This is a genomic window from Bradyrhizobium sp. SZCCHNR1002 (genome assembly GCF_032381435.1).
Taxonomy (GTDB): Bacteria; Pseudomonadota; Alphaproteobacteria; order Rhizobiales; family Xanthobacteraceae; genus Bradyrhizobium; species Bradyrhizobium aeschynomenes.
In genome coordinates this window covers 522,980-535,596 of sequence record NZ_JAUHIS010000003.1, presented here as the reverse complement: position 1 = coordinate 535,596, position 12,617 = coordinate 522,980, and the positions used below count along the sequence as shown (strand labels likewise).

At 65.9% G+C, this 12,617-nt stretch carries 13 protein-coding genes and 1 tRNA gene; 8 read left to right on the top strand and 6 right to left on the bottom strand.

Annotated elements, in window-relative coordinates:
- Window positions 1-99: 99 nt before the first annotated feature.
- Window positions 100-675: a c-type cytochrome gene (locus tag QX108_RS18735; protein WP_315723488.1), complete on the bottom strand. Its 576-nt coding sequence runs from the start codon at window positions 673-675 to the stop codon at window positions 100-102.
- 165 nt (window positions 676-840) lie between these two features.
- Window positions 841-2,118, bottom strand: a complete 1,278-nt coding sequence (locus QX108_RS18730; RefSeq protein ID WP_315723486.1) for a PQQ-dependent sugar dehydrogenase — start codon at window positions 2,116-2,118, stop codon at window positions 841-843.
- A 373-nt stretch (window positions 2,119-2,491) separates the two neighbouring features.
- Between QX108_RS18730 and QX108_RS18725 the strand changes: the two genes are divergently transcribed.
- The 3 genes from QX108_RS18725 to QX108_RS18715 all read left to right on the top strand — a co-directional run bounded on the left by QX108_RS18725 (window position 2,492) and on the right by QX108_RS18715 (window position 6,777).
- Window positions 2,492-3,835 carry an amidase gene (locus QX108_RS18725; RefSeq protein WP_315781189.1) on the top strand — a complete coding sequence of 448 codons (1,344 nt, stop codon included), beginning with the start codon at window positions 2,492-2,494 and terminating at the stop codon, window positions 3,833-3,835.
- 95 nt (window positions 3,836-3,930) lie between these two features.
- A complete protein-coding gene (pncB, locus tag QX108_RS18720; protein ID WP_315781187.1) occupies window positions 3,931-5,235 on the top strand; it encodes a nicotinate phosphoribosyltransferase in 1,305 nt (434 codons plus the stop codon).
- 168 nt (window positions 5,236-5,403) lie between these two features.
- A complete protein-coding gene (locus QX108_RS18715) occupies window positions 5,404-6,777 on the top strand; it encodes a caspase domain-containing protein (RefSeq protein ID WP_315781185.1) in 1,374 nt (457 codons plus the stop codon).
- A gap of 64 nt (window positions 6,778-6,841) precedes the next feature.
- Here the strand turns inward: QX108_RS18715 and QX108_RS18710 are convergent.
- Window positions 6,842-6,916: transfer RNA gene (locus tag QX108_RS18710), tRNA-Gly, on the bottom strand.
- Between the two features lie 286 nt (window positions 6,917-7,202).
- Between QX108_RS18710 and trxA the strand changes: the two genes are divergently transcribed.
- Both trxA and QX108_RS18700 read left to right on the top strand, forming a co-directional pair.
- Entirely contained in the window at window positions 7,203-8,123 is a 921-nt protein-coding gene (gene trxA / locus QX108_RS18705; RefSeq protein WP_315781183.1) for a thioredoxin, read from the top strand.
- A gap of 56 nt (window positions 8,124-8,179) precedes the next feature.
- On the top strand, window positions 8,180-8,854 hold the full coding sequence (locus QX108_RS18700; RefSeq protein WP_172112986.1) for an LON peptidase substrate-binding domain-containing protein: 675 nt from the start codon (window positions 8,180-8,182) through the stop codon (window positions 8,852-8,854).
- Here the strand turns inward: QX108_RS18700 and QX108_RS18695 are convergent, their stop codons facing one another.
- From QX108_RS18695 to QX108_RS18685, 3 genes are all read right to left on the bottom strand, one after another.
- The gene (locus QX108_RS18695) at window positions 8,855-9,685 is read right to left on the bottom strand and encodes an FTR1 family protein (RefSeq protein WP_315781181.1); all 831 of its coding nucleotides are present in this window, start codon (window positions 9,683-9,685) and stop codon (window positions 8,855-8,857) included.
- A gap of 12 nt (window positions 9,686-9,697) precedes the next feature.
- Window positions 9,698-10,045 (bottom strand): cupredoxin domain-containing protein, encoded by a 348-nt coding sequence (locus QX108_RS18690; RefSeq protein WP_246739276.1) that lies wholly within the window; start codon window positions 10,043-10,045, stop codon window positions 9,698-9,700.
- Between the two features lie 320 nt (window positions 10,046-10,365).
- On the bottom strand, window positions 10,366-10,716 hold the full coding sequence (locus QX108_RS18685) for a hypothetical protein (RefSeq protein WP_315781178.1): 351 nt from the start codon (window positions 10,714-10,716) through the stop codon (window positions 10,366-10,368).
- An 89-nt stretch (window positions 10,717-10,805) separates the two neighbouring features.
- Between QX108_RS18685 and QX108_RS18680 the strand changes: the two genes are divergently transcribed.
- From QX108_RS18680 to QX108_RS18670, 3 genes are read left to right on the top strand one after another with little or no spacing between them, the layout of a single operon-like run.
- A complete protein-coding gene (locus tag QX108_RS18680; RefSeq protein WP_315781176.1) occupies window positions 10,806-11,348 on the top strand; it encodes a TetR/AcrR family transcriptional regulator in 543 nt (180 codons plus the stop codon).
- Window positions 11,349-11,401: 53 nt separating this feature from the next.
- Window positions 11,402-11,599 (top strand): Trm112 family protein, encoded by a 198-nt coding sequence (locus QX108_RS18675; protein WP_172112991.1) that lies wholly within the window; start codon window positions 11,402-11,404, stop codon window positions 11,597-11,599.
- 2 nt (window positions 11,600-11,601) lie between these two features.
- Window positions 11,602-12,531: an alpha/beta hydrolase gene (locus tag QX108_RS18670; protein ID WP_315781174.1), complete on the top strand. Its 930-nt coding sequence runs from the start codon at window positions 11,602-11,604 to the stop codon at window positions 12,529-12,531.
- The last annotated feature ends 86 nt before the right edge of the window (window positions 12,532-12,617 follow it).

Sequence of the window (12,617 nt, the reverse complement as noted above, 5' to 3'; positions counted from 1 at the left end):
TTGAGGCGGGCTGGTCATAGGCATCCTGCCGATCACGACCGCTGCAGCGTGGGTCCCGGCGTTCGCCGGGACGACGCTTTTTGCTTGGCCGAGATCGAGCTACAAATGCGCGAGATAATGCGCGAGCGCGGTGATCTCCTCCGCCGAGAGCGGATACGCCACATCCGTCATCGCGGCCTGGCTGCCGCCGACGCGCTGGCCGCTCTTGTAGTCGTGCAGGGCCTTGACGAGATATTCCTCGCGCTGGCCCGCGAGCCGCGCGACACCCTTGGTGCCGGCGTAGCTGTCGAGATGACATGAGGCGCAGCGGCGGCCGGCGGCGGCCTCGGCGCCCTTCTTCGACAGATCGGGATCATCGTCCGGCGGCGACTTTGCCGGCTGCAGCGAGGCGAAATAGGCGCCGAGATTGCGGATATCCTCGTTCGTGAGCTGCTCGACGATCGGCTTCATCGCCTCGTTCTTGCGCGTGCCGGCGCGGAAGAACACCAGCTGCCACTGGATGAACTGATCCTGCTGGCCGGCGAGCGAAGGAATGTTCTCGGTCTGCGAGATGCCGTTCTCGCCGTGGCAGCCGACGCAGAGCTCGGCCTTCGCCTTGCCCGCGGCAACATCGGCCGCATGGGCCGGCAGCCCCAGAACAACGACCATCGACGCGGCCGCCATCGCCCGGCGCATTCTACGTTTCCCTGGATTCATCGCGGGGGTTCGAGCTCCCATCATTGTTGTCACGCGAGCAGTCCTGCTCGCGGCGCCACGCCTGTCATCAACGCGCGACAGCCAAAATAGTTGGGGCTGCGGCCGCCAGGATGGCAGCGCGCAGCCCCGCTTATTGTCAAAGGCTCACTTCTTCTCGTAGCTGATGCGATAGATCGCACCGGCCCAGTCGTCCGCCACCAGGATCGAGCCGTCCTTGGCAAGCACGATATCGTTGGGACGGCCGAGATAGCCCTGGTCGCCCTCGAGGAAACCGGAGGCGAACACCTCCTGCTTGGCATCCTTGCCGTCCGGACCGACGATCACCCGCATGATCCGTGCGCCCTGGTACTTGTGGCGGTTCCAGGAGCCGTGCTCGGCGATCAGGATGTTGTTCTTGTACTCGGCGGGGAACTGGTCGCCGGTGTAGAACTTCATGCCGAGCGGCGCCACGTGCGCCCCGAGGTTCAGCACCGGCGGCGTGAACTCCGAGCATTTGTGGCCCATCGCGAACTTCGGATCCGGCATGTCACCCTGGTGACAATAGGGATAGCCGAAATGCTCGCCGATCCGCGAGATCATGTTGAGCTTGTCGCTCGGCAGATCGTCGCTGACCCAGTCGCGCGCATTTTCCGTGAACCAGTATTTGCCCGTGCGCGGATCGACATCGCCGCCGACGCTGTTGCGCACGCCGAGCGCCCAGATCTCCGCATTGCCGGTCCGCGGATCGACGCGGCGGATCTGCGACACGGACGTCGGCGGAATGCCGATGTTGAAGGGCGGGCCGAACGGCAGATAGAACCAGCCCTCCTTGTCGACCGCGATGTATTTCCAGCCATGCGCGGCGTAGGACGGCATGTCGTCATAGACGACCTTGCCCTGGCCGAGATTATCGACATTGGCCTCGGCGTTCTCGTACTTGATCAGCTTGTCGACTGCGATCACGTAAAGATTGCCGTCCTGGAAGGCGAGGCCGGTCGGCATGTTCAGGCCCTTGAGGACCGTCTTGACCTCGCGCTTGCCGCCCTTGTCGCTGATCGCATAGACGTTGCCGAGACCGAACGAGCCGACGAACAGCGTGCCCTTGTCGCCCCAGGCCATCTGCCGCGCGGCGAGCACGCCGGACGCCCAGACCTCCATCTTGAAGCCCGGCGGGAGCTTCACCTTCTTGACGAGGTCGGCAAGCTCGGCATCCGATGCGCCGGTCGGCGGTCCTGACGGCGGCGCCAAGCCCTTCTGCGCCTCGGTCTCGTCCCCGAGGAACCAGTCGTCCGGTGGATGTGTCCAGAATTCCTTGGTGCCGGATTCGTATTTCTTGAGCGGCTTACCCGCGTCGGATTTCTGCTGCGCGCCGGCAATGCTGGTGCCGGCGAGAAGACTGATCGTTGCAAGCGCAAGAACGCTTCGGTGAAAAGCCGATGTCATCGCTTCACTCCCATGAGGCAGCTCGTTTGGCCGCGTCTACTTATCGGAACGTGTTTGGAGACGTTCTTTGGCCGACCAGATCCAAGGTCAGGCGTGAAAATGGTAGCACATCCTGAGCGAGTGAGAAGCGCATTGCTGCCAAGCTTGCTTGATCGCGGCTTGCATGTCTCGCGTGCCGACATGCACGATCGATGTGCGCGCGTTTGCAGCGCACCGGTCGTTGCCGGAGCGGCGGCGGTTGCCATGCGCTGTATTCATGCGCACTCATCGACTGCGCACGATTGGCTCACCGATCCGCAGTCGCTAGGGTGAGCGAGCGACATGGCGCTGTGCGTATTCAGTGCCTTCAGGACTCATGCCGAGCAGGATGCCAATGACTGAGCCGTTCGATGCCGCCCTACCGAAGGCCGGCGCAGGCGTTCTCGATTTGCTGCGACGATTCGCGGCTGACCCGGCGGCCGCGGCGAGCCATGGTCAAGAATGCCTGAACAGGGCGCAGGCGATCGAGCCGGAGCTCAAGGCCTTCGAATATCTGCCGCACGACGTCGCACCGAGGACCGGGCCGCTGGGCGGAATTCCCGTCGCCATCAAGGACATCATCGCGACCGCGGACATGCCGACCACCAACGGCTCGCCGATCTATCGCGATCACGTGCCGGCGGCGGATGCCTGGGTGGTGGAGCGGCTGCGCGCGCTCGGCGCGACGATCTTCGGCAAGACGGTGTCGACCGAATTCGCCTGGCGCCATCCCGGACCCACCGTCAATCCCTGGAACCCCGCGCACACGCCGGGCGGCTCGTCGTCCGGCTCGGCCGCAGCGGTCGCCGCCGGGCTGGTCCCGCTCGCGCTGGGCACGCAGACGCTCGGCTCGGTGATCCGGCCGGCCGCCTTCAACGGCGTCGTCGGCTTCAAGCCGAGCTTCGGCGCGATCCCGCGCGTCGGCGTGCATCCGCTCAGCCCCTCGCTCGATCATGTCGGCTTCTTCGCACGCCGCGTCGACGACGTCGCGTTCGCGCTCGCGCTGCTGGCGGGGACCAGCTCCGATGATGTGCACGGCCGCCCCCTGCCGGGCTTCAGCGTAGACAGTGCGCACGGACTTGCGCCGCTCGCCGGACCGCGGCTCGCGATCGTGCGCTTCGCCAAATGGGAGCGCGCCGAGCCTGAGCAGAAGGCCGTGTTCGAGTCCGTCGTCGCGAAGCTGCGCGGCGCTGGCGCCGTGATCGAGGAGATCGAGCTTCCGATGCTCGACGCCGTGCATTGGGATGCGATCACCACGATCATGCTGAGCGAGGCGACCACGATCTTCTCCGATCTGATCGCGCGCTACCCGGACCGGGTCAGCGACGTCATGAAGGGGCACGTCGAGAGCGGGCGGACCAAGACCGCGATGGAGTATCTCACGGCAAAGGCGGCACAGGCCGAGCGGCAGAAGGCCCTCGCGGCAGAGCTCGACGGCTTCGACGCCGTGTTGACTTTGCCCGCCTTCGGCGAAGCCCCGCGCGGCCTCGACTGGACCGGCGATGCCGAATATTGCGCACCGTGGACCTTTGTCGGCGCGCCGGCGGTGTCGCTGCCGGCCGGGTTCGGCAAGAATGGCCTGCCGCTCGGCGTGCAGATCGCCGGCCGCTATCGCAACGACCTCCACGTTCTTCGCGTTGCCAAATGGGCCGAGCAGGCGCTTGGCTTCGATCCAGGCGTGCCGCCGCTGGCCCAGTAGTGCTCACGACGTCGGAGGACACCGCGAGCGGCCGCAAAGGTCACCTGCGACAAAGCCCAGTGGCGGGTTCGCCAGCGGCGCTGTAAAACCATCTCATGACAGTCACAGACATCGCGAGCAGAACCTATAATCACGGCTGGCGCCTCGATCCGATCGTGCGCAGCCTGCTCGATACCGATTTCTACAAGCTGTTGATGCTGCAAATGATTCGGGAATTCTACCCGAATCGGAACGTGACCTTCTCGGTCATCAACCGGACCCGGCGGGTGCGGCTCGGCGACGTCATCGACGAGGGCGAGCTGCGGGCGCAGCTCGACCATGCCCGCACCATCCGCTTCACCAAGAAGGAGCTGATCTGGCTCGCCGGCAATACGTTCTACGGCAAGACCCACATGTTCTCGCCGGACTTCATGGACTGGCTCGCCAATTTCCGCCTGCCCGAATACGAGCTGCGCAAGTCCGATGGCCAGTACGAGTTGCACTTCCATGGGCCGTGGACGCACACCACGATGTGGGAAATCCCGGCGCTCGCCATCGTCAACGAGCTGCGCTCGCGGCAGGCGATGAAAGGCCAGGGCCGGTTCGCGCTCGATGTGCTGTTCGCCCGCGCCAAGGCCAAGCTGTGGGCCAAGGTCGAGCGGCTGCGCAAGCTGGAGGGGCTGCGGCTATCGGATTTCGGCACAAGGCGACGTCACGGCTTCCTGTGGCAGCGCTGGTGCGTCGAGGCGGTCAAGGAAGGTCTCGGCTCCTCCTTCACCGGCACCTCGAACGTGCTGCTGGCGATGGACAATGATCTCGAAGCGATCGGCACCAATGCGCATGAGCTGCCGATGGTCGCGGCCGCGCTTGCCAAGGATGATGACGAGCTGCGCTTCGCGCCCTACCGCATTCTCGACCAGTGGCGGCAGACCTATGCCGGCAACCTCCTGATCGCGCTGCCCGACGCATTCGGCACCAAGGCCTTCCTGCGCGATGCGCCGGACTGGGTGGCGGACTGGACCGGCTTCCGCCCGGACAGCGCGCCGCCGATCCAGGCCGGCGAGGAGATCATCGCCTGGTGGAAGTCGAAGGGGCGTGATCCCCGGCAGAAGCTGCTGGTGTTCTCCGATGCGATGGACGTCGAATCGATCGAGCAGATCCACCACCGCTTCTCCGACCAGGTGCGGCTGTCGTTCGGCTGGGGCACCAACCTGACCAACGATTTCGTCGGCTGTACGCCGGACGGCTCGGTGGATCTCGATCCGATCTCGCTGGTCTGCAAGGTGACCTCGGTCGACGGCCGTCCCGCCGTGAAGCTGTCCGACAATCCGGAAAAGGCGACCGGCGACCCGGCCGAGATCGCGCGCTACCTGCGCGTGTTCGGCGATGCCGGTCGCGTCCGCACGCCGGTGGTGGTCTAAAACCGACGGTATTTTCTCCCTTTCGCCATGTTTCTTGTTCCGGTTTTGTTCGAATTGAGGTAAAACTCGCCCACGAACACGCAGATCGGGTGACGGGAGATCATGGGCATGCGTCGGGGGATCCGCCGGGTCGGGCGACGATGGTCAGCCGCCATTCTCGTGGTCATCATGGTTACCATGTCGATGCTGACCACGGCAGGCCCCGCTGCGGCCGACAAGCGCGTGGCGCTGGTGATCGGCAACTCCATCCATGAGCGTGCGCCGCTGCTGGACGAGCCGGCCGCCGATGCACGGCTCGTCGCCGATCGGCTCGCCCAGCTTGGCTTCGCCTTGAGCGGCGGCGCCGCGCAGATCGACCTCGACAAGAAGGGCTTCGATCGCGCGCTTGCCGAGTTCAAGGGCCGGATCGCCGACGCCGACCTCGCGCTGATCTACTATGCCGGGTACGGGCTCAATCTCAACGGCACCAACTATCTCGTGCCGGTCGACGCGGCGCCGACGAACGCCGCCGAGCTCGATACGGAACTGCGTGATCTGAACGGAATCCTGCGCGAGCTGAATGGATCGGCGCGCCGCCAGAACGTGGTCATCCTCGACGCCTTCCGCTCAAATCCCTTCGCGGCGCGCGGCATCGCCGGTCTCGCCGCCGGCCTCGTTCCGGTCGGCGTGCCCGCGCGCACCGTGATGTCCTTTGCCGCGCAGGCCGGAACGATCGGACAGCGTGGCGGGGACGGTCACGGCGCCTTCGCCGCCGCACTCGCCGAATCGCTGCAGCAGCCCGGCCGGCGCCTGATCGAGGTTTTCAACCAGACCAACGCCGCGGTCGAGCGTACGACCAACGGGGCGCAGCAGCCTCTCGTGATGTTCACGCTGGTCGACGGCGGTGCTCCGCTGACCCCCTCGGCACCGAAGCCTGCGCAGGCTGGCGGCCCGATCGTCAGCCAGTCCGCCCCTCCACCTGCGAACCCGGTGGCCTCATCCGCGGCGCAGGACGCGCGGACGCCCGGCCTGGCCGTGCTGTATGACGAAGATCCTTCCGATCCCCAGGGCAGGCGGTATTCCGGCTCCGTGACGTGGCGGACCGAGACGATCAAGAGCCCGCAATCGGGCCGGCCCGTGCCGGTGATCCGTGCCGAGATCGACATTCCCGACCGCAAGCTGAAGGTCAGCCTGCAACTGCGCCGCAACGACGATCCGGCCTTGCCGGCCAGCCACGTCGCCGAGCTCACATTCCGGCCCGCCGCCGATTTCGTCGGTGGCGGCATCAGCAACGTACCGGGTATCCTGATGAAGACGGAGGAGAAGGCCCGCGGTACGCCGATCGCGGGGCTCGCCGTCAAGATCACGGAAGGTTCGTTCCTGGTCGGCTTTTCCAACGTCGAAGCCGACCGCACGCGCAACCAGCAGCTCCTCGCGAGCCGCGAATGGTTCGACATTCCGGTCGTCTATGCGAGCCAGCGCCGGGGGATCCTCGCCATCGGCAAAGGTCCGAGCGGGGACCGGGTGTTCACCGACGTCCTCGCGGCCTGGGAAAAATCCTAGCCGATCCAATAACCGAGCGTTCGGGAAAAAGCCGCTGAAGGGGGCAGCGACGGAGCGAGGCTTTTGGAGCGGGCGAAGGGGTTCGAACCCTCGACCCCGACCTTGGCAAGGTCGTGCTCTACCACTGAGCTACACCCGCATCCGTGACGACTGGGCGGCGTGGCCGCCAGCGACGGGCAGACCTATGCCAAATGCCGCGGACGAATGCAACAGGTCTGCGACAGGTTTCGTACGCCGGCGGCCTTCAAATTTGGGTGTCGGACGCCTCGAAACGGCCCGAGGCGGCCGATTGACGGGCCCTTGCATGAATGGATTGAAATTTCACCGGCGACCGCCACTTAAAGTGACGGAAACCGTGTATTGAGGCGCGGCGGCGGCTGGTTCCCGGCTCGCTGTCCACCCCAGCTTTTTCGGACGAGGACCCCGTGACCATTGTTGAGCAGGGCAGCGGAGCGGCGCCGCAGGTGCCGGATCTGATCAAGGACACCACGACCCAGAGCTTCGTGAAGGACGTGATCGAGGAATCGAAGCGTCAGCCTGTCCTCATCGACTTCTGGGCGCCCTGGTGCGGCCCGTGCAAGCAGCTGACCCCGATCCTGGAAAAAGCCGTCAAGGCCGCCAATGGCAAGGTCAAGCTGGTCAAGATGAACATCGACGAGCATCCCGCGATTCCCGGCCAGATGGGCATCCAGTCGATCCCGGCCGTGATCGCCTTCGTCGGCGGCCGTCCAGCCGACGGCTTCATGGGCGCGGTTCCCGAAAGCCAGATCAACGCCTTCATCGAGAAGATCACCAAGGGCGTACCCGGCATCGGTGAGCCGGACATCGCGGAGATCCTCAAGGAGGCCGAGGCGGTGATGGCCGAAGGCGACGCGGCGGGCGCCGCCCAGATCTACGCCGAGGTGCTGTCGTTCGACGCCGCCAACATCCCGGCCCTCGCCGGCCTCGCCAAATGCTACCTCGAAACCGGCGCGATCGAGCAGGCCAAGGAGACGCTGGCCCAGGTTCCCGAGGCCAAGCGCAACGATTCGGCCGTCTCGGCGGTGCAGGCCGCGATCGACCTCGCCGAGCAGGCCCAGTCGCTCGGGCCCATCGGCGAGCTCGAACAGAAGGTCGCCGCCAATCCAGCCGACCATCAGGCGCGTTTCGATCTGGCCATCGCGCTCAACGCCGCGGGCAAGCGGACGGAAGCCACCGCCCACCTGCTCGAGATCGTGAAGCGCGACCGCAAATGGAACGAAGACGGCGCGCGCAAGCAGCTCGTGCAGTTCTTCGAAGCCTGGGGCGGCGCTGACGAGGCGACCGTCGACGGCCGCAAGCGGTTGTCGACGATCCTGTTCTCCTAATCGCAGCCGGGCGGGCACTTCGAGCGGACACGGGTTTAGCGGACACGAGGTATCGCATGCCGATCAATGCCGAATATCGCGGTCCCGCCGAGCTGCCGGAGATCATTCCGGTGTTCCCGCTGGCCGGTGCGCTGCTGCTGCCGCGCGGCCAAATGCCGCTCAACATCTTCGAGCCGCGCTACCTCGCGATGGTCGATGACGCGTTTCGCGACGGTCATCGGCTGATCGGCATGATCCAGCCCGACGTTACGCATTCGGCGAACGAGGAACGGCCGGTCCTGTTCAAGGTCGGCTGCGTCGGCCGAATCACCCAGCTCGCCGAGTCCGGCGACGGGCGCTATATCCTCGAGCTCACCGGCGTATCGCGCTTCAAGGTGGTCGAGGAGATGACGGTGCTGACGCCCTATCGTCAGTGCAAGGTCGACTACTTCCCGTTCCTGGACGATTTCACCGCCCGCAAGGGCGAGAGCGCCGTCGACCGCGAGGCGCTGCTCGCGGTGCTCACCGATTTCCTCAAGGCCAACAATCTGAAAGTGGACTGGGCGGGCATCGAAGCGGCACCGAACGAGGCGCTCGTCAATGCACTGGCGATGATGTCGCCTTACGGTCCGGCGGAAAAGCAGGCGATGCTCGAGGCTCCGGATCTGAAGACCCGGGCCGAGATCCTGGTCGCCGTCACCGAGATGGACCTCGCCAAGAAGCGGACCTCGGGCGACCCGCCGCTCCAGTGATCATTCGGCCGCAGCGATGCGCGGCGCCTGCGGCATCGCCGTGAGGCGCATGAGGCCAATGGTGGCCAGGATCACACCGACATAGACCATCAGCTGCATCGCCGTGGGCTGGTCGGTGTACCCGATCAATGCCTTGAGCGTGCGGCCGGCGACGCCGCGCTCCGGCAGGAGCGCACTCGAATCCCAGACCACGCGATCGAGCGACGTCAGCCAATTGGCGCGCGCGAGGAAGACCACGGCCTGGGCGGCCATCCCGGCCGACAGCAGCGTGATCAGCACGGTCGTGGTCTTGAACAGGGCGCGCGGTGGAATCCGCATCAGCCCGAAATAGGTCGCAAGGCCGACGGTGATGCCGAGCAGCAGGCCGAGGAGTCCTCCGCCCAGCAATGCACCAGCCGAGCCGTCGCCCGAGGCGGCAACACCGTAGAGGAACAGCGCGACCTCGCTGCCCTCGCGCAGCACTGCGATCGCAATCACGATCGCCAGCGCGATCAGCGGTTTGGAGCCGTCGGATACAGCCCGCCCCATGCTCCGCAGCTCGCTCGCCAATTCACGGCCGTGCCGGGCCATCCAGACATTGTGCCAGGTCAGCATGATCACGGCGGTTGCGAGGATGGCCGCGTTGAAGATCTCCTGCCCCATGCCCTCGAACAATTGCGTCAACGCGCCCGCGAACGCCGCAACGACGCAGGCGCCGGCGAGCCCCGCAAGCAGGCCGCCACCGATCCAGCGCAGCCGATGCGACACACCGTTGGTGACCGCGAGCACGATGCCGACGATCAGGCCGGCCTCGAAGACTTCACGAAAGACGATGATCAGTGCGGCGAGCATGGCACGACCGTCCTATTGAACGTTGATGAAGCCGCGCGCCTTTTCGTTGAAGTCGTTGTGGAACTCGTAGCGTCCCGACTTCACCGCGCGGACGTTGAGCACCGCCTCGCTGTTGGCGGCGACCACCTTCTCGATCTTGAGCGTCTCGCTCTCGAACTCCATCGCCTTGGCGTCCATGTTCTTGACGCGAATGGTGAGCGGCGCATCGGCCGGCACCGTCGGCTCGTTCGGCTCGAACTGCCCGTTCGCATAGGTCAGGCAGATCTCGTTCGGCCCGCCAGCCTGCGCCTCCGTCGACAGCAGCAGCATCCCGACGCTTCCGCCCACAACGATCAACTTCCGCACCACGTCGACCAACATCGATCAGTCCTCTCGTATCAAGACAAGCAAATCGGAGAACTGGCCCGCGGCCGCATCGATGGCGCGGTACCCGTTCGCGACGACGAACAGCTAATCGGCCCGCCGCCAGGTCTGCAAAGAGACTCCTTCTAAGTTGGAACCATTCTTTGCGAATGTGTCGCGGCAGTGGCGAGCACCGGGCCGCCGGAGGCCGAGCGGCATCGTTTGGTTACGAACTTTCCCTGCTTGCCATATCGTCGCCGCGCATCGCTGTCCGTGGACAAAACGCGGCGAAATGATTGCCGTCGCGCAGCAGGCCTGCAGCAGAGATGAGGCGCGCCTCAATAGCCTGCGGCGGCGAGAACGACGACGCCGGCGAGCATGACCCAGCCGACATGGCGTGCACGCGTTGCCAGCGCATTCGCGCCTGCTGCAAAGCCGAACACCACGACAGCCGTGGCGACGGTCCAATGCCGGGCCGGTTCGGAGCCCATCCAGGGCGCCGCGATCAGGAGCCCGCCGCAGCCGATCCACGCCACCGTGCCGGCCTGCCAGACCAGTCGCAGCAGAATGCGCAGCCGCTCCGGCGAGATGGTGGCGCGCGCGAACACGACGGTCTCGCCGAGGATGCCGTGGATCACGGCCACGATGATCGCGCCGGCTCCGGCGCATTGCAGCAGCATGTCACGCATGATCGACTCCATACAGTTGTGTATGGAGCATGCGCCCCGCGCTGGCGATCGTCAATACACTTGTGTATGGTGCCGAAAATGGTGGCGACATGAACGAGCAGCTCTCGGCGAAGGACTGGCTGGACCAGGGTCTCAAGGTACTGGCCAGCCGCGGCTTCACCGCGCTCAAGGCCGAGCCGATGGCCAAGGCCATGGGCGTGTCGCGCGGCAGCTTCTATTGGCACTTCGCCGACGTCTCGGCGTTTCATGCCGCGTTGCTCAAGCATTGGCGCGAGATCGCCGCCGAGCAGATCATCACCGGCATCGAGGCGAGCGCGGGTGATGAACCGGCCATCGCCGTTCTGCTTCGTCGCACCTTCTCGATCAGGCTGACGTTGGAGCGGGCGGTGCGCAGCTGGGCCGCCGCCGATCCGATTGCGCGCCACGCCGTGCAGGCGATCGACAGGCGGCGGCTCAACTATGTCGAGAGCCTCCTCACCGCCAACGGCCTGCCCCAACCCGTCGCGCAGGCGCGGTCGCAAGTGCTGTACTGGGCCTTTCTCGGCAACGCGCTGTCGGACCGTCAGTTGCCGTCGGCGCAGCAGCAGGCCGTGATCGCCGAGTTGATCCGGATCGCCCTGCACGCGCCTTGAGTGACGACGGCGCCGCTGATGTGCTAGAGAGACGCCCGCCGGAGATCCTTGCCATGAACGCCCCGCTCGAACGCCCCGCCAATTCGGTCGATCCCAAGCTGCTCGAAATCCTGGTGTGCCCGATGACCAAGGGGCCGCTGGAGTATGATTCGGCGAAGCAGGAGCTGGTCTCGCGGTCGGCGAAGCTCGCTTATCCGATCCGCGACGGCATTCCGATCATGCTGCCCGAGGAAGCGCGGAAGATCGACTGACGATGCGTTCCGCCGCGATCCGCTGCGCGCTTATGCTGGCCTTGGCCCTGCTTCCCTCGCTGGCCCGGGCGGAGGAGAGCGCGATCCGCGTCGGCGCGCTCGACGCGGTGCTGACGACCCCGGCAGGGGTCGAACGGCCGCCGGTGGCGCTGCTGATCGCCGGGTCCGGGTCGACGGACCGGGATGGCAACGGGCCGCAGTTGAAGCCCGCGACCTTGAAGAAGCTCGCCGAGCAGCTGGCTGCCCGCGGCATTGCCAGCCTGCGCTATGACAAACGGGGCGCGCGCGGCTGGAAGGCGGAGTTCGGCCGGCCGGAGGACTTCCGCTTCAAGGACTATGTCGGCGACGCCGCCGCCCTCGTCGACTTCCTGCGCGGCAAGTTCGCCCGCATCGTGCTGGTCGGCCACAGCGAGGGCGGCCTGGTCGCCATCCTCACCGCCCGCCGCACCCCGGTCGACCGCCTCGTCCTGCTGGCGGCGGCGGCGCGGCGGCAGGGCGATCTGCTCAAGGCGCAGCTCGAGCGGAAGTTGCCGGCAGCCAAGATGGAGCCGGTCGCCAAGGCCATCGACGCCATCATGGCCGGGCAGATCGTCGATCCCACCCCGCCTGAGCTGCCGATCGCGCCAGCCATGCAGCCCGGCATCGGCTCTGCGTTCGCGGAGGATCCGATCGATCCGCTGAAGCAGATCACGATCCCGATCCTGATCGTCGGCGGCGCCCGCGACCACCAGGTCGCCCGCCTCGACATGGTCGCGCTCGCCGCCGCGGCCCCGGCCGCCAAGACGCTATGGCTGCCGGAGATGAATCACGTGCTGGTCGACGTCGCCAATGAGGACGAGAACCTCGCCTCCTACAACGACCCGGACCGCCCGCTCGATCCCGACATGGTCGAAGCCGTCGCCGGCTTCATCACCGCCGCCGGCCCGCGCTAAAGCATGATCCGGAAAAGTGCGCAGCGGTTTTCCGAAAAGACCATGCGCAAACAACAACCTAAATCGCGATGACGATTCATCCTGAT